Origin of the sequence: Candidatus Competibacter denitrificans Run_A_D11, assembly GCF_001051235.1 — a bacterium.
Classification (GTDB): domain Bacteria; phylum Pseudomonadota; class Gammaproteobacteria; order Competibacterales; family Competibacteraceae; genus Competibacter_A; species Competibacter_A denitrificans.
The window spans coordinates 1-20970 of the sequence record NZ_CBTJ020000102.1; the positions used below are offsets into that span (position 1 = coordinate 1).

The 20970-nt window shown below is 57.8% G+C and carries 20 protein-coding genes, 1 tRNA gene and 1 pseudogene; 6 read left to right on the forward strand and 16 right to left on the reverse strand.

Going from position 1 to position 20970, the window contains the following annotated elements; all coding sequences use genetic code 11:
• Positions 1 to 372: 372 nt before the first annotated feature.
• The 8 genes from BN873_RS16355 to ybgC form a co-directional block, all read right to left on the reverse strand.
• Positions 373 to 448: transfer RNA gene (locus BN873_RS16355), tRNA-Lys, on the reverse strand.
• Between the two features lie 56 nt (positions 449 to 504).
• Positions 505 to 1251 (reverse strand): tol-pal system protein YbgF, encoded by a 747-nt coding sequence (gene ybgF / locus BN873_RS16360; protein ID WP_048676263.1) that lies wholly within the window; start codon positions 1249 to 1251, stop codon positions 505 to 507.
• A 12-nt stretch (positions 1252 to 1263) separates the two neighbouring features.
• On the reverse strand, positions 1264 to 1866 hold the full coding sequence (pal, locus tag BN873_RS18930; protein WP_053085428.1) for a peptidoglycan-associated lipoprotein Pal: 603 nt from the start codon (positions 1864 to 1866) through the stop codon (positions 1264 to 1266).
• Between the two features lie 34 nt (positions 1867 to 1900).
• Positions 1901 to 3067 (reverse strand): Tol-Pal system beta propeller repeat protein TolB, encoded by a 1167-nt coding sequence (tolB, locus tag BN873_RS16370; RefSeq protein ID WP_071244404.1) that lies wholly within the window; start codon positions 3065 to 3067, stop codon positions 1901 to 1903.
• 93 nt (positions 3068 to 3160) lie between these two features.
• Entirely contained in the window at positions 3161 to 4822 is a 1662-nt protein-coding gene (gene tolA / locus BN873_RS18935; protein WP_053085429.1) for a cell envelope integrity protein TolA, read from the reverse strand.
• A 9-nt stretch (positions 4823 to 4831) separates the two neighbouring features.
• Positions 4832 to 5287 (reverse strand): protein TolR, encoded by a 456-nt coding sequence (gene tolR / locus BN873_RS16380; protein WP_048676268.1) that lies wholly within the window; start codon positions 5285 to 5287, stop codon positions 4832 to 4834.
• Between the two features lie 3 nt (positions 5288 to 5290).
• Entirely contained in the window at positions 5291 to 6016 is a 726-nt protein-coding gene (gene tolQ, locus BN873_RS16385; protein WP_048676270.1) for a protein TolQ, read from the reverse strand.
• Positions 6006 to 6425, reverse strand: coding sequence for a tol-pal system-associated acyl-CoA thioesterase (gene ybgC / locus BN873_RS16390; RefSeq protein ID WP_048676273.1), 420 nt, complete (start codon positions 6423 to 6425; stop codon positions 6006 to 6008). The genes tolQ and ybgC overlap by 11 nt, the downstream gene beginning before the upstream one ends.
• A 67-nt stretch (positions 6426 to 6492) precedes the next feature.
• Here ybgC and BN873_RS16395 point away from each other — a divergent pair, with 67 nt between their 5' ends.
• Positions 6493 to 6975: an EF-hand domain-containing protein gene (locus BN873_RS16395; protein ID WP_048676276.1), complete on the forward strand. Its 483-nt coding sequence runs from the start codon at positions 6493 to 6495 to the stop codon at positions 6973 to 6975.
• 4 nt (positions 6976 to 6979) lie between these two features.
• On the opposite strand, the gene ruvB is transcribed toward BN873_RS16395, so the two are convergent.
• The 4 genes from ruvB to BN873_RS16415 all read right to left on the reverse strand — a co-directional run bounded on the left by ruvB (position 6980) and on the right by BN873_RS16415 (position 10004).
• A complete protein-coding gene (ruvB, locus tag BN873_RS16400; protein WP_048676279.1) occupies positions 6980 to 8026 on the reverse strand; it encodes a Holliday junction branch migration DNA helicase RuvB in 1047 nt (348 codons plus the stop codon).
• Positions 8027 to 8128: 102 nt separating this feature from the next.
• Positions 8129 to 8737, reverse strand: a complete 609-nt coding sequence (gene ruvA / locus BN873_RS16405) for a Holliday junction branch migration protein RuvA (RefSeq protein WP_048676282.1) — start codon at positions 8735 to 8737, stop codon at positions 8129 to 8131.
• Positions 8734 to 9249, reverse strand: coding sequence for a crossover junction endodeoxyribonuclease RuvC (gene ruvC, locus BN873_RS16410; RefSeq protein WP_048676387.1), 516 nt, complete (start codon positions 9247 to 9249; stop codon positions 8734 to 8736). Before ruvC ends, ruvA begins: the two co-directional genes overlap by 4 nt.
• Before the next feature lie 11 nt (positions 9250 to 9260).
• Positions 9261 to 10004 (reverse strand): YebC/PmpR family DNA-binding transcriptional regulator, encoded by a 744-nt coding sequence (locus BN873_RS16415; RefSeq protein ID WP_048676285.1) that lies wholly within the window; start codon positions 10002 to 10004, stop codon positions 9261 to 9263.
• A 633-nt stretch (positions 10005 to 10637) separates the two neighbouring features.
• Between BN873_RS16415 and BN873_RS16420 the strand changes: the two genes are divergently transcribed.
• Both BN873_RS16420 and BN873_RS16425 read left to right on the forward strand, forming a co-directional pair.
• The gene (locus BN873_RS16420; protein ID WP_048676288.1) at positions 10638 to 13142 is read left to right on the forward strand and encodes a sodium-translocating pyrophosphatase; all 2505 of its coding nucleotides are present in this window, start codon (positions 10638 to 10640) and stop codon (positions 13140 to 13142) included.
• Positions 13143 to 13261: 119 nt separating this feature from the next.
• The gene (locus tag BN873_RS16425) at positions 13262 to 14026 is read left to right on the forward strand and encodes a hypothetical protein (protein ID WP_048676291.1); all 765 of its coding nucleotides are present in this window, start codon (positions 13262 to 13264) and stop codon (positions 14024 to 14026) included.
• A 165-nt stretch (positions 14027 to 14191) separates the two neighbouring features.
• On the opposite strand, the gene BN873_RS21050 is transcribed toward BN873_RS16425, so the two are convergent.
• Complete coding sequence (locus BN873_RS21050) at positions 14192 to 14368, reverse strand: hypothetical protein (RefSeq protein WP_242434457.1); 177 nt, start codon at positions 14366 to 14368, stop codon at positions 14192 to 14194.
• Between BN873_RS21050 and BN873_RS21055 the strand changes: the two genes are divergently transcribed.
• Positions 14291 to 14515 (forward strand): hypothetical protein, encoded by a 225-nt coding sequence (locus BN873_RS21055; RefSeq protein WP_242434456.1) that lies wholly within the window; start codon positions 14291 to 14293, stop codon positions 14513 to 14515. The two genes, BN873_RS21050 and BN873_RS21055, sit on opposite strands and share 78 nt — an antisense overlap.
• Positions 14516 to 14571: 56 nt before the next feature.
• On the opposite strand, the pseudogene BN873_RS21060 reads toward BN873_RS21055, so the two are convergent.
• Positions 14572 to 15045 (reverse strand): annotated as a pseudogene (locus tag BN873_RS21060) (esterase/lipase family protein); the annotation flags it as partial.
• Between the two features lie 189 nt (positions 15046 to 15234).
• Between BN873_RS21060 and BN873_RS16435 the strand changes: the two are divergent.
• Positions 15235 to 15879 carry an NUDIX hydrolase gene (locus tag BN873_RS16435; RefSeq protein ID WP_171820511.1) on the forward strand — a complete coding sequence of 215 codons (645 nt, stop codon included), beginning with the start codon at positions 15235 to 15237 and terminating at the stop codon, positions 15877 to 15879.
• Between the two features lie 31 nt (positions 15880 to 15910).
• Positions 15911 to 16993, forward strand: a complete 1083-nt coding sequence (gene nadA, locus BN873_RS16440; RefSeq protein ID WP_053085430.1) for a quinolinate synthase NadA — start codon at positions 15911 to 15913, stop codon at positions 16991 to 16993.
• Positions 16994 to 17080: 87 nt separating this feature from the next.
• Here the strand turns inward: nadA and BN873_RS16445 are convergent, their stop codons facing one another.
• Complete coding sequence (locus tag BN873_RS16445) at positions 17081 to 20011, reverse strand: sensor domain-containing protein (protein ID WP_048676299.1); 2931 nt, start codon at positions 20009 to 20011, stop codon at positions 17081 to 17083.
• On the reverse strand, positions 20008 to 20970 hold the full coding sequence (gene rarD, locus BN873_RS16450) for an EamA family transporter RarD (RefSeq protein WP_048676303.1): 963 nt from the start codon (positions 20968 to 20970) through the stop codon (positions 20008 to 20010). Before rarD ends, BN873_RS16445 begins: the two co-directional genes overlap by 4 nt.

The window sequence follows — 20970 nt, forward strand, 5'->3', positions numbered from 1 at the left end:
CGCTATCAGAAACTGGATGTAGTCTTCATCTGTGACTTTCGGTGGGTTCATAACCTTCCTTATCGCTCTTTATCAACCAACTGCGTAACTCCTAATGAATTAGGAGTTACGCAGTTGGATCTCTAACACTCTGATTTTAAAAGAAATCGACTTGTGCGGTAGACAACCGAAATTTTCCATTAATCAATCACTTAGAATTTCAACTGCGTAACTCCTATGAATATTGAAATGTCTTTTATTCATAAGAAGGCATAAGGATTTTCCCTTATAAAACTGCTGTAGATTGTTGCGCTTTATTGCCAGCAGGTGGACAACCAGTGGACAACAGAAAAAATAAAGGGGCTAGGCTATCGCCTAACCCCTTGTTTTATCTGGTGGGCCGTGTGCGATTCGAACGCACGACCAACAGATTAAAAGTCTGCTGCTCTACCGACTGAGCTAACGGCCCTAAAAGGTCGTCAATCCTACAACAATCGAACAAAATGGCAAGGGTTGATTGCGTGATCAGGGCAACATTTGCAAGCGCCGTTCGGCGAGACTAGCGGCTTGAGTGCCAGGGTAAACCTGGAGCAGCTTCTCAAACACTTCTCGTGCCCGTTCGCTATCGCCTTGTTGTCCATAGATATAGCCGAGTTTCAGCAGTGCATCTGGCAAGCGCGCACTTTGCGGATAATGCAATCCCAAATCAATGAAAGCTTGCTTGGCCGCACTGTAATTCTGGCTGAAGTAGTGGGATTCTCCCAGCCAATACTGGGCATCACCGACCAGAGCACCGTTGGGATAAGCTGCTAAAAAGCGCTGGAAACGGGTCGCCGCCTCATCATACCGACCCTCGCGCAATTCCCCCAAAGCCGCATCAAAATCGGCCTGCTCAGTTCGTGCCGAGGCCGGCTCAGCCGGTTGGGTGGTAACCGAATCAGTCGCCGCCGGCTGCACTGAAAGCGCGGGCGAGTGGGGAGTTTGCACTGAAGATGCGGGAGGCTGAACCATTTCCGGTTGCCCCTCCGCTGCCGGAGAAGAAGGTGGGACTGGGGCCGGTAGCGCACGTTGTTGCTGGATCTGTTCGATTCGATAGCGCTGGATTTCCAGTTGGCCTCGCAGGTGTCGAACCTCGGCTTCCAAACGCCCCACCCGTTCCACTAACTCCAAAGTCAGCTCATTGTTTGGCACGGGTTCGGCGTCAACGGCACCGAGGGGCGTAATGCCCCCCAATACCGCCAGCAAGGGCCAAAATAACCGGTAACGGGGCATGAGAATCAGCGATCAGTACAAAATTTCTACCCGACGGTTCAAAGCGTAGCTCTGCTCGTCCTGACCGCCGGATGCCGGCCGTTCCTCACCATAACTCATGACCCGAATCTGCTGTGGAGAAACGCCCATCGCCACCATCACCTGACGGACGGCATTCGCCCGCCGCTCGCCCAAGGCGATGTTGTATTCGCGACTGCCACGTTCGTCGGTATGCCCCTCCAATTGGGTAACCGCGCGGCTGTTACCCGCCAAGGCACGGGCATTGGCTTCGATGACCGGGCGACTTTCGGCGCGGATATTGGAACTATCGTATTCGAAATAAATGATCCGGTCAGCCGAGACCATACTACCGCCCGTGCTACCCTTGGCAGGCTGACCACCACCGGCATAGTTGGCCGTACCGCCGCCACTGGTGTCGTAAGCGTCATAGTTACTCGGAGCTTGGCCGTAGGGATAGCTATAAGCTTCCGCCTGACCGGCGGCTTGCTGCTCGACGCCCTGGGGTTGGGCGGTCGCGTCTTGGGCATTCTCTTCGGTGTTTTCACCGGTTGAGGCGCAACTGGCCAACAACGCAAGTGAAGCGGCGGCGATCAACGTTCTGACAAAATAGTGCATGGCTTCTTCCCTTCAATATTGAGTTAACAATCAGCTAGCGACTGTAAGGCGCCCAGACTGGATCACGCGCTCTGCCGCGCAAAACGAAATCTTGTTTGACGCCACCATCTACCGATATCGCGTTCAGCCGTTGGCCGTCCGAGTAAATGATCATTCTGCCGTTGGGGGCGAAACTGGGCGATTCGTCCAATCCACCGGAGGTCAGCACCCGAAATTGGCGCGTCTTCATATCCAGCACAGCGATATAAAATCGACTATTGCGCTGATGAACCATCGCGATATACCGGCCATCCGGCGAAACGGTCGGCTTGGCGTTGTAGCTCCCCTCGAAGGTCAACCGCTGGGCCGCGCCACCCCCTGGCCCAATGCGATACAGTTGCGGTGAGCCGCCGCGATCCGAGGTAAAGACCACGCTGCCATCAGGCAGCCAGACCGGCTCGGTATCAATGGCGCTTCCGTTGGTGAGACGAACCGGGTTCGGGCTGCCCAGATCCAGGGAATAAATTTCTGGGTTACCGTCTTTGGACAAGGTAAACGCCAGGCGTTGCCCGTTCGGTGCCCATGAGGGAGCACCGTTGATGCCTGGGGCCGCCGAGACGGTACGCCGGGCGCCGGTGTAGACTTCTTGGACGACAATCTGGGGCCGGCGCCCTTCGAAAGAGACATAGGCCAGCCTGGAACCATCCGGCGACCAGGCTGGAGACATGATGGGCTGGGTGGAACGCAAAATCACTTTCGGATTCTGGCCGTCGGCGTCGGCGATCACTAGGAACCACGAGCCGCCACCGGCGGTGACAAAGGCGATCCGGGTACCGGATAAGCCCTTTTCACCGGTGAGTTTCTCGTAGATCAGATCGCTGATGCGATGGGCCACCGGCCGCAATTGATTGGGTGGTACATCAAAAGACAGGTTTAACAGTTGGCTACCCTGTGCTCCGGCCAACTGGAAGCGCACGACATAACCGCGCGAACCGCCAGGACTGGCCTGCCCAGTGACGGCATAGTCGGCCCGCACGTCTGGAGATTGGGGGGCGAATTTCCCGGTACGCTTGAGATCGGATGCAATGATGCCGGCGATATTTTCCGATGCACCTCCCGCAAACGGTGCAATGGCGATAGGAATACCGCCACCCTGAATGCCTTTGGTCACATCAATGGTCAGTTCGGCATGGGCAAGCGACCCGCTTCCCACCAGGAGCATCAATGCTCCAAAAATTTTCAAAAACGCTTTCAACGACTGATCTCCTCAACAACGCCAATCTTAAGTGTAAGTGCAGTGGTTTAAACGCATAGCTTACTTCGGTCGGAATCTCAGAATAAAGGTGGGGCGCAACTCTTGCGCCACTGCCGGATCGGCCGGCATGGGCAACGGTGACGCCCGACGGGCAGCGGCAACCGCCGAATTGTCAAATAAGCTGTCACCGCTACCTTTCACCACTTGTACGTTGGTCACTTGCCCGGAACCGGTGATTGTGATTCTCAGCAAACAAACCAAGCCTCCCTCACTACTGGCAAGAGGAGTCCAGTGCCGCTCGACATAAGGCCCGATCACGTTACCGGCGTGGGCAGTAGCGGTGGCCTTGGCGTGTTCTTGTGCAGCCAGTTTTTGTGCCAGCGCGCGTGCTTCTTCCGCTTTGCGCCGCGCCTCTTCTGCTGCTTGCCGTTTGGCTTCTTCGGCAGCGGCGGCGCGTTTTGCTTCCGCCGCAGCCTCCCGCTTCGCTTCCTCGGCAGCAGCTCGCTTGGCTTCTTCCGCCGCTGCTCGCTTCGCTTCAGCGGCTGCTTGCCGTTTAGCCTCTTCGGCAGCGGCTCGCTTGGCTTCCGCCGCAGCCTCCCGCTTGGCTTCCTCAGCGGCAGCCCGCTTGGCTTCTTCCGCCGCTGCTCGCTTCGCCTCTGTGGCTGCTTGACGCTTGGCCTCAGCAGCGGCTTGTTGCCTCGCTTCCGCCGCCGCCTGTTGTCTGGCCTCTGCGGCTGCTTGACGCTTCGCTTCTTCGGCGGCAGCCCGCTTGGCTTCTTCCGTCGCTGCTCGCTTCGCCTCTGCGGCTGCTTGACGCTTGGCCTCAGCAGCGGCTTGTTGTCTGGCCTCTAACGCTGCTTGACGCTTGGCCTCGGCGGTCGCTTCCCGTTTTGCTTCTTCGGCTGCGGCCCGTTTCGCCTCTGCGGCTGCTTGACGCTTGGCCTCAGCAGCGGCTTGTTGCCTCGCTTCCGCAGCAGCTTGTTGTCTGGCTTCTACGGCTGCTTGACGCTTGGCCTCCTCGGCAGCGATCCGCCTGGCTTCTTCCGCGGCCTCCTGCTTCGCCTCAGCGGCCGCTTGTCGTTTTGCCTCTTGGGCGGCTTCCCGCTTGGTTTCCACAAGGGCTAGCCGTTTGGCTTCCTCAGCCGCCTTACGCTTGGCTTCCTGAGCCTGCCGTTTGGCTTCTTCGGCCGCTTGTCGTTTTGCCGCTTCCGCCGCTTCCCGCTGTCTCTCCTCGGCAGCGGCACGCCTCACTTCTGCGGCTTCCTTCCGTCTGGCTTCTTCCGCAGCCTCCCGCTTCGCCTCCTCTGCCTGGCGTTTGGCCTCCTCAGCCGCTTCTCGCCTGGCCTCTGCATCCGCCTCTTGCTTCGCCGCTTCCGCCGCTTCCCGTCGCGCCTCTTCTGCTCGTTGACGGCGGATCTCCGCTTGTCTGCGTTCCTCCGCCAGACGAGCTTCCCGTTCAGCGCGAGCTAAGCGCGCTTGTCGCTCCGCTTCTTCATGCTGACGCTTGCGCTCTTCTTCCGCCTGGCGTGCCAATTCTTCTCGAACAGCCAATTCATCAATCACCTCGGCTGGAATCGGCTGAATCTCCTCCGGCGGAAGATGCGGCGCGCCGGTGGTAAGATTCAAGTTGAGCAACAAAAAGATCAGGGCGAGGGCGTGGATGGCGACTGTAGCCACCCCTGCCACAATATCCTGAGTTTTGGTGCCACGCTCCAGTTGCATCGGTTAGTACTAAGGTGGAATCGATTGCCCATCGGGCGGGGCTGTGGACAACCCAACCTTGGCTGCTCCCGCATCTCGCAGAACGGCCATTGCCTTGATTACGTCATCGTACTTCAGCTCTCGGTCGGCCCGTACCAACACCGGGGGCTGCGGTTTCCGGCTTAAACGCTCACGGATATCCGCCAGACGCGGCTCTAGGCTTGCGCAATTCACCGACTCCGCTTTTTCTGAGCCGACATTGAGATAGCACAGGCCATTTTTCTGAACCGACAACACGACCACTTCGGTATCCCGCTCTTTGGTATCGATCCTCTCGGCCGCCGCCTTGGGAAGATCCACTTCAACCCCCTGATTGAGCAAGGGTGCTGTAACCATGAAAATGACCAGCAACACCAACATCACGTCGATGTAGGGGACGATATTGATTTCCGCTTTCAGACGACCGTGCGAACTGCGGCGAGCCATGGCTTAACCTTGCGGGGCCGCAGCGCGGGCAGCGGCATCGGCATAGCTCTTGCGCAAACTATAAGACTGGCGCTGCAAGATATTTGAGAACTCTTCCATGAACGTCTCATAACGATTGGCCAAACGGTCCACCTCATGGGCATAGCGATTATAAAAAATGACGGCGGGAATCGCTGCAAACAAGCCCATCGCGGTCGCAATCAAAGCCTCCGCAATACCCGGCGCTACCTGTGCCAGGGTCGCCTGCTGGACCAATCCCAGCGCTCGGAACGCATTCATGATGCCCCAAACGGTGCCGAACAGCCCAATATAAGGACTGGTCGAACCGGTCGTCGCCAGCAATGACAAATACGTTTCCAAGTCGTCCAATTCGCGTGAACCGGCCGCGCGCATCGCCCGCTGAGCGCCGCTAACCACCGATTCAGGATCGACGTTCGGCTGAGCGCGCAATCGCAGAAACTCTTGAAAACCAGCCAGAAAAATCGCCTCCATCCCCGCCACGACTTCTTTTTGACGGCTGACGCGCGAGTAGAGCGAGGCCAGTTCAATCCCGGACCAAAAATCGTCTTCGAACTGGTCGGTAGCCCGCTTGGCCGAGGCCAGCACCAAGCCCTTCTTGACGATCACCCACCATGACCCCAAAGAGACCAGCGCCAGCGCCAGCATGATCAACTGCACGATCAAACTGGCGTTAGCGATCAAACTCCAAAACGACAAATCATGGGTCACCTACATCCCCTCCTCTCTCCCCCAATAATTCCCGAGGAATCCGGCGTGCTCGGAACGTTTGCGCGTCAATACAAGCCACCCGAACCCGCGCAGCACAAAGCACCTGGGCGGACGGATCGCGCTCGACGGTTTGCTCAAATACCAGCGTGGCTCCTCGCGCCTCCACCACTCGACTCACCACCGCCAAGAGGTCGTTAAAGTGCGCCGGCTGCTGATAGTCAATGCTCAGTGACCGTACCGCGAACATGAGGCGTTGATCGCGCAGCAGTGCATCTTGCTCGAAGCCGTGCGCGCGCAACCATTCGGTGCGGGCACGCTCCATAAATTTTAGATAATTGGCATAATAAACCACACCGCCGCTATCGGTATCTTCGTAATAGACCCGGACCGGCCAAACAAATTTATCCATGTTCCGTTAAAATCCCGCAATCACGTTTAACTGAAGCTGAATCACCGCACCCCGGCGGAGGACTCTAATGCGTATTTTGATTCTATCGGCTCTATTATTAGCAGTATCCCCTGCCTTCGCCGTAGCCCCGTTGACATTCGAGGAAACCGATACCGACGGCGACGGCCTGATCAGCGCTGATGAAGCTGCCAATGTCGAAGGGCTGGATTTCGAAGCCGCCGACAACGACCACGATGGCACGCTCACGGTGGACGAGTACGAAATCGCTTTGGAGAACTTACCGCCGGATACCGACGCTAACTCTCCCAACGAAGCCGACGAAGCCGACGAACCAGACAAGCCGACCCCTCCCGCAACCCCAACAACTGCGCCGACGCCAGCCAAACCGACGGTCGGTGCTAATCCCCCCGCGCAGACACCAGCGAGCGCGCCGCAGGTCAAATCGCCGCCTAGTACACCTTCAGGCAATACCAGCGCACCACCCGCGACGCCATCAACCCCACCAACTCCACCAGCTTCGCCAACTCCACCGACTCCACCCAAACCCTAATCAGCTAGGCGTCTGGACCAAACAAATCCCCGCTACCGGCCGGATTGCCGACAGCCGTCAGCCCGAAATGGCGATAAGCGTGCGCTGTTGCCACCCGCCCACGCGGGGTACGCATTAAAAAACCCTGCTGAATCAGAAACGGTTCTAACACGTCTTCAATGGTGCCGCGCTCTTCGCTCAGGGCCGCCGACAGAGTATCCAGACCCACCGGCCCGCCACCAAACTTATCAATCATCAGCCACAGCAAGCGCCGGTCCTGCTCATCGAAACCGCGATCATCCACTTTCAGCAAATCCAGAGCCAGTTTAGCGACCTCGACAGTGATCCGCCCATCCGCGCGGACCTGCGCGAAATCGCGCACGCGCCGCAGCAGCCGATTAGCAATGCGTGGCGTGCCCCGCGAACGGCGACCAATCTCCATCGCGCCCTCGGGGCAATCGGTCTCAATGGCGAGAATCCGCGCCGACCGGGCCACGATTTCGGTCAATTCCTCCGGCGTGTAAAACTCCAGGCGATGCACAATCCCAAAACGGTCGCGCAGCGGCGAGGTCAACAAACCCGCGCGAGTCGTGGCACCGACCAGGGTAAACGGCGGTAAATCGAGCTTGATCGACCGGGCCGCCGGCCCTTCACCGATCAGAATATCGATCTGGTAATCCTCCATCGCCGGATATAACACTTCCTCTACGACCGGGCTTAAGCGATGAATCTCGTCGATGAACAACACATCGCGTGGCTCCAGATTGGTCAGCAGCGCCGCCAGATCGCCGGGTCGTTCAATGACCGGCCCCGATGTCTGGCGCAGGTTGACGCCCATTTCAGCGGCGACGATATGCGCCAGCGTCGTTTTGCCCAGGCCTGGTGGCCCGAACAGTAAAACATGATCTAGCGCCTCACTGCGTCCGCGCGCGGCTTGGATATAAATCTCCAGTTGCTCACGCATGGCTTGCTGACCGATGTATTCGGCCAAGCGGCGTGGGCGCACTGCCCGATCCAGCGTGGCATCCTCACTGCGCGCGGTCGGGGAGATGAGACGATCCGATGGTTCCATGGCGATGGTGATTTAGGACGAATTGGGGAAATGTGTCACAGCCAACGGTCAGGGCATGTGACCGGCATTGGAACGACTAACACGAAGGCAGAGACACTCCACTCAGCGGCGCACGCTGGCTTGCAACGCCTGCCGGATAATCGCTTCGCTGGTTAATCCTTCCGGCGCGATGGTTTGCACCATCCGCGCAGCGTCTGGCAATCGGTAGCCCAGCGCCACCAAAGCGCTGATGGCGTCATCGACCGGGTTAATGGCCAGGGCACCTGAGCGCTCACCGGGTAAGGTCACTACTGTGGGATCTAGGCCCAGCTCGCCGACGCGATCACGCATCTCAATGATCAGGCGCTCAGCGGTTTTTTTGCCAATGCCGGGCAAACGGGTCAGCGCGGCTGCGTCGCCCTCGCGCACACAACGGCCAAACAGATCCACGCTCATTCCCGACAAGATCAGCAAGGCGACGCGCGGCCCGATACCGGTCACCCGGATCAGATTACGAAACAGCGCTCGCTCGCTCGGCGTCGCAAATCCATACAGCGTGTGAGCGTCTTCGCGCACGGCCAGATGCGTATGCAGCATGACGTCCGCGCCGATCTCCGGTAAGGTTTGGAATGTGGTCAGCGATGCCTCCAACTCGTAGCCCACTCCATTGGCGTCAATCAGCAGCCAGGGCGGTTGCTTCCAGGCCAGCACGCCGCGCAAACGACCGATCACCGCCGTCTCCCGGCCTGTACCACCGCCGCGCCGAGTCGTTGCTGAGTTTGTCGGGTATGGCCATGGCAAATCGCCACTGCCAACGCATCAGCGGCATCCGCCGCCGGCGCCTCCGCCAGCTTCAGTAACAACTTCATCATGTGCTGCACCTGAAGCTTGTCCGCCGCGCCACTCCCTACCACAGCCTGTTTAATCGCCCGTGGCGCGTACTCATTAACCGACAATCCCGCCATCACCACGGCACATAATGCCGCGCCACGCGCTTGGCCAAGCTTGAGTGCAGAATCGGGATTGCGATGCATAAAGACTTGTTCGACCGCCACTTCCTGTGGCTGATAAGTCCGCACAACCGTGGTGATTTCCTCAAAGATCGTTTTCAACCGCTCCGGCAAGGGGCGGTCGCTCGCGGTCTGGATGCAACCGCTGGCGATATAACAACGGCGTGGGCCATCGATATCAATGATGCCATAACCGGTGATCCGCGAACCGGGATCGATGCCCATGAGCCGGATGGTCGTCACGCCTAGAGTTTCGCCAGAATGTCATCGGGGATATCGGCGTTGGAATAGACATTCTGGGTGTCATCCAAATCTTCCAGCAACTCCAGCAGCTTGACCATCTTCTGGGCATCTTCAAAACCCAGGGTGATATTGGACGCAGCGCGCTGGGTGACTTCAGCGGCTTCCGGCTCCAGCTTGGCCGCTTGCATGGCTTCCTTGACCTGGGAAAAGGCACTGGGTGTGGTCAGCACATCCACCGAACCATCGGGATAGCTCACCACATCCTCCGCGCCCGCTTCAATGGCGACTTCCATGATGCGCTCTTCATTGCAACCGACCGAATAGTTCAACACCCCTTGTTCGGTAAACTGGAATCCTACCGACCCGCTGGTACCGAGATTGCCACCGCATTTGCTGAAAGCGTGGCGGACTTCCGCGACCGTGCGGTTGCGGTTATCGGTCATGGCATCGACCATCACGGCCACGCCGCCAGGCCCATAACCTTCGTAGCGAATTTCTTCGTATTCAACCCCTTCCAGGCCACCGGTGCCGCGTTTGATCGCACGCTCAATGGTGTCTCTGGGCATGTTAGCGGTAAGCGCCTTGTCCATCGCCAGCCGCAATCGAGGGTTGGCACTCGGATCGCCCCCACTCATACGCGATGAGACTGTAATCTCGCGGATTAAGCGCGTGAACAGTTTGCCGCGCTTGGAATCTTGGGCGTTTTTCCGATGCTGGATATTGGCCCATTTACTATGTCCTGCCATGAAAAGCCTCGTGCCTTGAAAACCTGTCAAAACCAGTGATCAGTTTATCAGGATTTTCTGCCAGAGACCCTCGATTCATCAAGCTGCTAGGGGATAGGACGACCCCCAGCCTCTGCGCCTGGGTTGGTTGGGGCGGTCGATTTGTGCGGATTGGTGAGCGTTCGATTTTCGGCCGCTCGTCCGATTTTCAATCATTCGATACACACTGCATTATTTTATTGCAATGCAATACTACGCCTTGTTTTATCAATAGCCACGATGTGTTCTGATTATGCTGCATTGCAGCTATCATCCGTGGCACGGATATTTCGGGCGCCGGGCCGGGCTTAGGTTTGGTGTCTACGGCTGCGGGGATTTGTTAAGCTGCCAGGCAGGCAATCTTCAGTGCAAGAGGCGGACTGAATGATTGATTTTTCCAGGACCGCTTCGGGTTTCGTTGCAGCGCCGCCATTCCCAGGCAACAGCACAGCACTGTGCAGACCTGGCTTTGGCGCTTAAGCCATCTAAAACAGGCTCTTCGCTAAAGATTGATATCCTAAGCCCTGGAAAAAATTCCCACCCGCAATCTTCCCGCCTCTCTGCAAGCCGCATTGCCTAGCTTTAATGAATGCAAACTTTCTTTGAGGAACCCTGATGACATTGAATTTTACGATGGTGCCCGCACAGCCCATAGTGCGTGGTGTTCTTATCTTGCTGCTGTTTATCCTGGCAGCGGGCGCGCTGCCCGCGCTGGCGGCGACAGCCCACGTCAGCGAGGCCAATCTGGTATTGCCCGATTTGAGCGATACGTCGCTGGCGGCGTTCTTTGGCGGCGCGTCGGGCTGGTCGCTGCTGTTTGTCGGCCTGCTGGTCTGTCTCGGCGGCCTGGTCTTCGGCGGCGTCATTTACTACCAGATCGTGCGCCTGCCGGTGCATCGCTCCATGGCTGAGGTCAGCGAACTGATCTATGAGACCTGCAAGACCTACATGATCACCCAGGGCAAGTTCCTGCTGATCCTGGAAGCGTTCACGGCAGTCATCATGATCGGTTATTTCTACTTCATTCAGCAGCTTCCCGTGTCCGATGTCAGCCTGATCCTGGCCTTTTCGCTGGTCGGCATCGCCGGTTCCTACCTGGTGGCCTGGTTCGGCATCCGCATCAACACCCTGGCCAACAGTCGCACCGCCTTCGCCTCGCTGGCGGCCAGACCCTTTCCGGTCTACGCCATTCCGATCAAGTCGGGTATCGCGATTGGAATGCTGTTGATCTCGACCGAGCTGTTGATCATGCTCGGCATCATGCTGTTCGTGCCGCCATCGCTGGCGGGCAAATGCTTCATCGGTTTCGCCATTGGCGAATCGCTGGGCGCGGCGGCGCTGCGTATCGCCGGCGGCATCTTCACCAAGATCGCCGACATCGGCTCGGATTTGATGAAGATCGAGTTCGGCATCCAGGAGGACGACGCCCGCAATCCCGGCGTGATCGCCGACTGCGCCGGCGACAACGCGGGCGATTCGGTCGGCCCCACCGCCGACGGCTTCGAGACCTACGGCGTCACCGGCGTCGCGCTGATCAGCTTCATCATGCTGGCGGTGCCGGAACCGGCGGTGCAGGTGCAACTGCTGGTCTGGCTATTCGTCATGCGGGTGATGATGATCATCGCTTCGGGCATTTCCTACTTCGGCAATAGTCGGCTGGCCGAGCAGCGCTACGCCGACAAGTCACGTTTTGATTTCGAGGAACCGTTGACCTCGCTGGTCTGGATCACCTCCGGCGTTTCGCTGGTGCTGACCTTCTTCGTGTCGTATTTGCTGATCGGTCACTTCGTGGTCGATGGCAAAATTTACGGCCATCTGTGGTGGCAACTGTCGCTGATCATCACCCTGGGCACGCTGGCGGGCGCGATCATTCCCGAAGTGGTCAAGGTCTTCACCTCGACCAATTCCAAACACGTCCGCGAAGTGGTGACCGCCTCCAAAGCAGGCGGGGCCAGTCTGAACATCCTGTCCGGGATTGTCGCCGGTTATTTCTCGGCGTTCTGGATTGGGGTGATCATCGTGGCGCTGATGGCCGGGTCTTATCTGCTGTCGCAATTTCAACTGACCGCCGTGATCAATCCCGATCTCGCGAAGGCCACCATGATGGCGGCGGTGTTTTCGTTCGGACTGGTCGCGTTTGGTTTCCTCGGTATGGGGCCGGTGACGATTGCCGTGGACAGCTACGGCCCGGTCACTGACAACGCCCAGTCGGTCTATGAGTTGTCCACCATTGAGCAAATTCCTGGCATTGAGGAGGAAATCAAGCGGGATTTCGGCTTCGATCTCGATTTCCGTTCCGCCAAATTCCTGCTGGAAGAGAACGACGGCGCGGGTAACACCTTCAAGGCGACCGCCAAGCCGGTATTGATCGGCACGGCAGTGGTCGGTGCGGCGACCATGGTATTTTCCATCGTCATGCTGTTGACGGCGGGACTGACCGAGAATCTGGATAAGCTGTCATTGCTGCATCCGCCTTTCCTGCTCGGTCTGATCAGCGGCGGCGCGACTATCTTCTGGTTCTCCGGGGCCAGCACCCAGGCGGTCTCGACCGGCGCTTACCGGGCGGTGGAGTTCATCAGCACCCATATCCGGCTCGATGAGGTCATCAAAGCCTCGCAGAAAGACAGTAAAAAGGTCGTCGAGATTTGCACGATCTACGCGCAAAAAGGCATGTTCAACATCTTTCTGGCGGTGTTCTTCGGCACCCTGGCCTGTGCCTTCCTCGAACCGTTCTTCTTCATCGGCTACCTGATTTCGCTAGCGATCATCGGGCTGTACCAAGCGGTGTTTATGGCCAACGCCGGTGGCGCCTGGGACAACGCCAAGAAAATCGTCGAAACGGAAATGCACGCCAAGGGCACCGACCTGCACAATGCCTCAGTGGTCGGCGATACCGTGGGCGATCCTTTCAAGGACACCGCGTCGGTGGCGATGAACCCGATCATCAAGTTCACCACCCTGTTTGGGCTGCTGGCGGTGGAAATGGCGGTGGGCTTGCAGGCGCAGGGCTATCAGGGCTTGGTCTGGCTGTTGGCTGCCGCGTTCCTGGCCGTCAATCTGGTGTTCGTGTACCGCAGTTTCTACGGGATGCGTATCGTCGCCAAGACCGCTGAACATTAATGGTTATTACGCCGCATCGTCGCTATGATGCTCTGAAGGGAGCAGTACACGCTTCCCTGCGTGCCGCGACGGTGAAGGCGAATCCAGAACATTGATTCTTCTAATAAAGGACCGATCACATGTCTATCCATCTCTACTATTCATTGATTCCAGAAGCGCTGATTGCCTCCATGCTGCCGCCCGAAAAGTTCGGCCAGTATTACGCGACGGGGCACAAGTTCAAATCGAAGGGCCAGGCGGTGTTCTTTGAAGTCGATCCGAACTACCGGCATCCGTATTTCGACATTGACGGCTGTTATAAGCGCTGCGTGGCCAAGGCCGACGGCTCACCCAAAAATTCGATCTACGTTTCGATGTATCGGGTGACGGAACATCTTCCCGTCAGCGCCCTGGGCAAGATGTACCTGACCACGGCAATGGGCGAAACGCTGGGCTTGAGCCGTGGGGAGGCGCTGCCGAAGGTCGAGAAGGAACTGCACATGTATCAGGACCTTGCGCCAATCAACAGCCTGGTGGTGAGCGTGTTTGATCCGGCTGCTTACTATGCCGATGTGGTGACCAAGCCCTCCCATTCGTTCCGCTTTCCTGGCATGTGCTTCGTCGAACTGGAATTGGGGATGCTGGCGCGTGATCCGGCGAACGGTCGAGAGGGCGATTTGCCGTATTCCTTCATGCAGCACCTGCGCGAGGCGTTGATGGAGCTGGAGCCGGTCTCGAAGCAGAACAAGCTGGTGCATCGCGTCCACTCGCTCGAATTCCCGTTCCGCATGGTCAAAAACGGCTTTTTTGCGGGCATCGGTGAGGAACTAGTTTATTACCCGATGCTCTCTCCCGTCGTCCTGAGAAAGGATCACAGCAACTGGTGGCGCTCGGCCAATCTGTAGCAAACGCGGAACCGCTCCAGGTGGGTAACCCCTGGAACGGTTATCTATGAAGCGATCATCGCCCGGCTGGAACACTATGCGTGGCCGGGCAATGTCCGGGAACTGCATAACGTGATCGAGAGCATGGTCTTGATGAGCGACCATCCGGTGCTTGGGGTCGAGGACTTACCGCTTGATTTTATGGCCGATGTAGCGGGCGATGAAGCAGGCGCCAGTGCGGCATTCAGACTCTCCGAGAGCGAAGCCGATCTCATCCGGCGTGCGATTGCCGCCACCCACGGTAATCTGACTCGTGCCGCCCGCGAGCTTGATATTGCCAAAAGGACCTGTTTGGAAACTCAAAGCTGGGAGGATACCGGCACTTTATCGTCTTGCCATGCGGAAAAGGCCGCATGGCGAAACCGGCCGGTGGCGAAGAACGCGATAGCCTGGGCAACTGCGGTGGGGTCCACCAGCATCTGCATGTGCGACACCGGCAAACAAATATGATCGCTCAAGCCGGAAAACTGGGTTTCGACCACCGCGATCATCCCGTCGGAAGGTGCCGGCATACCGGGAAATAAAAGCCCAAAACCGATATTTAAAGTACCCGCGATGGAGCCGATGCGGTTAGAGGCCACCCAAGGTGGTGCATCGCCCAGCAGTCCACCCTCCAAACCCCGACCAACGCAGAAGCCCAGACCAGTCCCGTGCATGATCTGCGCGGCGTAGCTGCCCTGATGAGGTGTGCCCATCGTCACCACCTGGCCGGGTTTCTGCTTCGGATAGATATGAAATAAATGCCGCACCACCAACCCGCCCATGCTGTGAGCAAGAAAATGAATGATCGGGGTATCGACTTGGCTCAACAGCGCCTGGAGATCGTGGGCATTTTCCGCTGGGGATCGGGTCATGCTGGGATAAGAGTAGTTGATGGTCTGATAACCCGATTCCTCCAACCAATACTCCAGCAAGCGCATCCACAGGCCATGGACATACAAGCCATGCACTAGCACTACCGTTTCTCGCCGCGCTGTCATTGTCGTTATCTCCGCTGCGTTTTATCGCGCTGACCGTGAGCGCTTATTCTAGCGAAATCCGCTGGGCGGCGTTTTCAGGATTTACCGGTTTTTCATCCTTTCGAAAAATTTCTGTCATCCGATTGCAATAGTGTAAAAACAACACTAATATATTAGTGTAATCTCAACACCATGATCGGATGCCAGGCGATGACCCTGAGGATACCGCTGCTTCTGACCGCCGAGATCGTACCGTTTGCGATCTGCACCGAACGCTTGGCGGTGTTGTTGGTACAACAGGCAACGACCTGGCGACTACCAGGCGGACCTGTGGGTGGCGAGGAAGATTTGGATGCCGCCGCGCGCCGTCATTTGGCGGAGCAAACCGGCCTGGGCGAAATCTATCTGGAGCAGCTTTATACCTTTGGAGAACCTAACCGGGATAGCGGGCAACGGGCAGTAGCGGTGGCTTATTACGCGCTGGTTCGTGCCGGGTTTTCGTTGGCTGATGCGGTTCCGGCCATCGCAGAAACTCGCTGGGTCGCGGTGGACGACATGCCGGTTCTGGCGCTGGATCATGCTGCTATCGTCACACTGGCCCGGCGCCGGTTAGCGGCCAAACTGGCGTATTCGACCATCGCTCTACAGCTAATGCCGGAGTGTTTCACCCTGAGCCAGTTACAGGCCGTGCATGAAATCATTTTGGGAGAGCTGTTGGACAAGCGCAATTTTCGCAAGCGCATCTTAGCACTGGATTGCATCGAGGCGACCGGAGAGATGGCGCGGCAGTATGGCCATCGCCCGGCACGATTATTCCGGGCCAAGCGTCCCGGCCAGGTTGATTTTATCAAGTGACGCGGCCGCAGCCGGTCGCCGGAGAACTATCATGAGCGCTGTCGCTTCCCCGATCATCTTGCAGGATCGTCGCTTGTCACCCGCACAAGTACCGCCCACCGTAGTCGAATCATTGGATGCCATGGAACGGGAGCGGCTCGTGGCCAAGATCAAGCGCCTGTTGGTCGAGCAGGACGCCACGCTGGTGGCCCATTACTACACCGCACCAGAACTGCAAGAACTGGCGGACGCCACCGGCGGCTATGTCTCCGATTCGCTTGATATGGCCCGCTTCGGCGCTGAATCGAAAGCTAGCACCCTCGTCGTGGCCGGCGTGCGGTTCATGGGCGAAACCGCCAAGATTCTTAATCCTGAGAAGCGGGTACTGATGCCTGACTTACAGGCGGAATGCTCGCTGGATTTAGGCTGCCCGGCCGATGAGTTTGCCGCATTCTGCGACCAGCATCCCGACCGGACGGTGGTGGTCTATGCCAACACCAGCGCCGCAGTCAAAGCACGTTCCGACTGGGTGGTCACTTCGGGCATTGCTCTGGAGCTGATCAGCCATCTGGCCGAGCGCGGTGATAAGTTGATCTGGGCACCGGATCGGCATTTAGGCGCCTATATCCAGCGCGAAACCGGTGCCGACATGTTGCTGTGGGGCGCCGCTTGCGTGGTGCATGAAGCATTTAAAGCCGATGGCTTGCGTAAGCTGCGCGCCGAACACCCCGACGCCAAGGTATTGGTCCACCCCGAATCACCGCTGGATGTCATCGCCCAGGCTGATGTGGTAGGTTCGACCACCGCGATAGTCGAAGCCGCTCGCAAATTGTCAGCGAAAAAATTTATCGTTGCCACTGATAACGGCTTGTTTCACAAGATGAAACAGATTGCCCCCGACAAGGAGTTCCTTGAAGCCCCGGTAGCCGGCAAGGGTGCCACCTGCGTCAGTTGCGCCCATTGCCCATGGATGGCGATGAACGGCTTGCGCAACCTGGCCCGCGTGTTGGAAACCGGTGCGAATGAAATCCAGATCGACGAAGCGATTCGTGCCCGCGCGGCGGTTCCGATCCGCCGCTTGCTCGAATTTGCCAAGCAGCGTAAGCGGGTCGTGCTCGGCAACAACGATGCGTGAGCGCGAAAAAGCGACTTTTTCCTAACCCAGCGCAGGGTTTCACTCAGGGCGTGCCGTTTCTCCCCAAGGCACGCCCCAGCCCGCCGCTCAATTCACGCCCGACTGTCTGGCCAGAAACTCCGCACAACCATCGGCCGGCAGCGGGCTGCTGAAATAATAGCCTTGGGCTATATCGCAACCGTGCTCGCGCAGAAAGTTGAGCTGCGCTGAGGTCTCGACACCTTCGGCAATGACGGTTAAGCGCAAGCTCTTCCCCAACTGGATGATCGCGGTGGCAATGGCCGCATCGTCAGGGTCGGCTGGAATATCCCGCACGAAAGATTGGTCGATTTTGAGATGATCGACGGGAAACTGTTTGAGGTAGCTCAAGCTGGAATAGCCGATTCCGAAATCGTCAACGGCAAACCGCACCCCACGCGCCCGCAGTCGGTGCATGGTTTGGATCATCTTGTCGGTATCGCGCATCAGCAGGCTTTCGGTCAGTTCTAGCTCCAGGAGATGTGGGGCCAAGCTTTGGCTTTCCAGCGCGGTGATGACCTGCTTTTCGAGGTCGGGCTGCAACCATTGTGGGGCCGACAGATTGACCGCGATGGGTACCGCCGGCAATCCGGCATCCTGCCAGCGCCGTGCCTGAGCGCAGGCCGTCCGCAGCGTCCATTCACCGATGGCACTGATCAAGCCAGCTTCCTCGGCGATAGGAATAAATTTGATCGGTGAAATCAAGCCCTTGTCAGGATGACGCCAGCGAATGAGGGCTTCCATCCCAGTCACCCGGTAGGTCGCTAGGTCGATTTGCGGTTGGTAATGCAGGATGAACTCTTCCCGTTCCAAGGCTTGGCGCAATTGGTTACTTAAGATGAATAGCTCTGATACCCGGACATTAAGCTCGGAGGTAAAAAATACATAATCGGCACGCCCGGCCGCTTTGGCGTGATACATCGCGCTGTCAGCGAAGCGAATGAGGGTCATCGGATCTTCGCTATCGACGGGATATACACTGATCCCAATACTGGCATTGACGTGCATGATGTGATGGTACAAAGCAAATGGCGCCCGCAGCGCCCGTAGCAGATGCTCCGCCACTCGGCCGGCAAAGGCCGGTTCAGCCATATCCGGTAACACCAGGATAAACTCGTCACCGCCCTGGCGTGCCAACGTGTCCTCCTGCCGGACCGAATCGCGCAGGCGTTCGGTAACAGCGCGCAGCAACTGGTCACCGATATCATGACCCAGCGAATCGTTGAGCGTCTTGAAGTGATCGAGATCTAGAAACAGGATTCCGACATAATGTTGTTTGCGCCGAGCGCCATGGATCGCTTGTGATAGTCGATCCAATAACAAGGTTCGGTTAGGCAGCCCAGTCAGGGGATCGTGGGTCGCCATATGCTGGATGTGCTGGGCAACGACTTCGCGCTGGGTTTCGCGGTCAAACAGATCGAGAGCGAAAGAGACTTCACCGGCTAAATTGGTGAGTAATCCGGTGATGTCATCGGCGAAAAAGCCGAGTTCCAACGCACAGGCGGTTAGACAACCGATCACCCCGCCGCTGCGGCGCAGCGGAAACGCCGCGGCCGCCCGCACGCCCAGGTGATTGGCCCACTCTTGCCATGGCCCGCTGTCCGGGTCGTTTAGGAAGTCGTTGCTGACCACCGGATTACCCAAACGAAATGCCATACCGCAAGGCCCCATCCCTTCAGCTAGGCTGGGATCAGTGGTGGCGTGGGGCACCGTCGGGTGAAGCGCAAGCGCGGCTGGCGTACCGGCGTAGGCGGCGGCTTCCAGCCAAGACGTTTCCGGGTTCACGAAACTGATCGACACCAGCACGATCTGCTCCAACTCGGCCACAATCTGGCAGACCTGCCGGAACAGGTCATCCGGCTTAGCCTGCCTCATAATCGCGGCGTTCGTGCGACTGAGCGCGGCATATAGACTGTTCAGGCGCACGACTTTTCGTTCCACTAGCTTTTGCGCGCTCATGTCGCGGACGGCGGCAACTGTAATCGTGTGGCCCTTATAGTTGAAATGCCGCACCCAGAGATCGGCCGGAAAGGCGGTCCCATCCTTGCGGCGATGCCAGCGATCCATCAGCCGCCGCGATTCGGCGCGTGGCAATTGCGCATCGCTCGTGGGATCGCTGGCTAGATCGATATCCTTCAGTGCCAGCAACTCTTTCCGCGAGTAACCATACAGCGTGCAAGCCGCCGGATTGACGGTCAGGATGCGCCCATCGCGACCATCGACCAAAAACAAAGCATCCCCAATGGTGGCGAACACGTTGCGATATTTCAGCTCACTAGCGTGCAAAGCCGCTTCGATCTTTTTGCGATTGGTAATATCTTCCTTGATGGCGAGGAAATGGGTAGTCGTCCCCCGTTCGTCGCGCAAGGGTGCAATTGCAGTCAATTCCCAATACAGGGTTCCATCCTTACGGCGATTGCAAAACTCGCCGCGCCACTCGTTGCCGGCCAGGATCGTTTGCCACAGTCGCCGATATTGTTCCGATGCGGTGCGACCGGATTTGAGAAAACGAGGATTGGCGCCGATGGCTTCGGCTTCGGTATAGCCGGTTACCTGGGTAAATTTCGGGTTAACGTATTCGATGATGCCTTCACAATCGGTGATCATTACCAGGTTGGCGCTTTGTTCAATGGCCCGCGAAAATAGGCGCAATTGCTGTTCCGCCCGCTGTCGCTCCTGAATTTCAGCAATCAGTTCCTCCCGTTGCCGGAAAAACTCCTGGATCAGCCGAGCCAACTGGCCAAACTCGGTACGCTCATCGGCCAGCCCAGCGAGTGGGGCCGCATCCTGATGGTGCAGGCTTCGGGAAATCAGGTACAGCGGCCGGCTGATGGAATGGCACAGGCCGATAAACAGCACGATCAAAATTAGCAAGCTGACGGCCAAGAACTTCTGGAATCCGCTATCTTGCAAAATCAGCATACCAGCCAGGAACAGGCCCATAAGAAAGAGCGGCACGCCGACAATGCTGATTTGGATCTTTCTGATCGGCTGTTTCAAGAGGGGGTCTCCTGCTGCCCCAGCAAACCGGCCGTGCTTCCCTTCATCCGATGGCGGTACACGCTATAGGCATCGGCGCTATAAACGGTCAGGGCCAACCAGATACAGCCGAAGGCTGCGAGATGCAATGCGGTAAAGGGTTCCCGATAAACCACAACCGCCAACAGAAACTGCAAGGTCGGCGTCAGGTATTGAATCAAGCCCACCACGGAAAGATGGAGCCGACGGCCAGCTTCCAAAAACATCACCAGTGGAATCACGGTCACTAAGCCAGCAGCGGACAGCAATCCATCGGTTTCTCGATCCAGCGCACCGAACGCACCGCTACCGTTCACCCCAAGCACGAGCAGAAATAACAAGGCCACCGGTGCCAGCAACCCGGTTTCCACAGCCAATCCCAGGATAGCAGCGTGGCCATCTTTTTTCCGCAGCAGCCCATAGCCCCCAAAACTTAAGGCCAAAGCCAGGGAAATCCAGGGAAAGGTGCCATAGCCCACGACCAGGATCAGTACCCCACCCGCCGCGATGGCCACTGCAAGCCAGTGAAGGGGTTTTAAGCGCTCACCCAGCACCAACACACCCAAGAGCACATTGACCAAGGGATTGATGTAATAACCCAGGCTGGCTTGCAAAATCCGGCCGTTTTGCACCGTCCAGATGTAAAGTAGCCAATTGGCGGCAATCAACAGCGTCGTGCAGAGGTAAAAGCCTAGGCGGCGCGGATCGCGCAGCGCATTCAACAAGGTTTGTCCCTCTCCCCGCCAAAAGATCAGCGCCAGCAACAACACAGCCGACCACACGATGCGATGCGCCAGCACTTCCAACGCGGAAACGTGATGGAGCCATTTGAAATATACCGGAAACAGGCCCCAGATACTAAAGCAGCCCAGCGCATAGAGGACGCCGGCAAGATGAGCGGCGGACGACAGGGAGGAAGCCGGTCGCAATACAAGCGGCAT

What these genes read in the sequence shown, in the direction of transcription:
- ybgF (WP_048676263.1), bottom strand. Translation starts at nt 1,251, where the DNA reads ATGCCCCGTTACCGGTTATTTTGGCCCTTGCTGGCGGTATTGGGGGGC.
- pal (WP_053085428.1), bottom strand. Translation starts at nt 1,866, where the DNA reads ATGCACTATTTTGTCAGAACGTTGATCGCCGCCGCTTCACTTGCGTTG.
- tolB (WP_071244404.1), bottom strand. Translation starts at nt 3,067, where the DNA reads ATGCTCCTGGTGGGAAGCGGGTCGCTTGCCCATGCCGAACTGACCATT.
- tolA (WP_053085429.1), bottom strand. Translation starts at nt 4,822, where the DNA reads ATGCAACTGGAGCGTGGCACCAAAACTCAGGATATTGTGGCAGGGGTG.
- tolR (WP_048676268.1), bottom strand. Translation starts at nt 5,287, where the DNA reads ATGGCTCGCCGCAGTTCGCACGGTCGTCTGAAAGCGGAAATCAATATC.
- ybgC (WP_048676273.1), bottom strand. Translation starts at nt 6,425, where the DNA reads ATGGATAAATTTGTTTGGCCGGTCCGGGTCTATTACGAAGATACCGAT.
- BN873_RS16395 (WP_048676276.1), top strand. Translation starts at nt 6,493, where the DNA reads ATGCGTATTTTGATTCTATCGGCTCTATTATTAGCAGTATCCCCTGCC.
- ruvB (WP_048676279.1), bottom strand. Translation starts at nt 8,026, where the DNA reads ATGGAACCATCGGATCGTCTCATCTCCCCGACCGCGCGCAGTGAGGAT.
- BN873_RS16415 (WP_048676285.1), bottom strand. Translation starts at nt 10,004, where the DNA reads ATGGCAGGACATAGTAAATGGGCCAATATCCAGCATCGGAAAAACGCC.
- BN873_RS16420 (WP_048676288.1), top strand. Translation starts at nt 10,638, where the DNA reads ATGACATTGAATTTTACGATGGTGCCCGCACAGCCCATAGTGCGTGGT.
- BN873_RS16425 (WP_048676291.1), top strand. Translation starts at nt 13,262, where the DNA reads ATGTCTATCCATCTCTACTATTCATTGATTCCAGAAGCGCTGATTGCC.
- BN873_RS16435 (WP_171820511.1), top strand. Translation starts at nt 15,235, where the DNA reads ATGACCCTGAGGATACCGCTGCTTCTGACCGCCGAGATCGTACCGTTT.
- nadA (WP_053085430.1), top strand. Translation starts at nt 15,911, where the DNA reads ATGAGCGCTGTCGCTTCCCCGATCATCTTGCAGGATCGTCGCTTGTCA.
- rarD (WP_048676303.1), bottom strand. Translation starts at nt 20,970, where the DNA reads ATGCCGCTTGTATTGCGACCGGCTTCCTCCCTGTCGTCCGCCGCTCAT.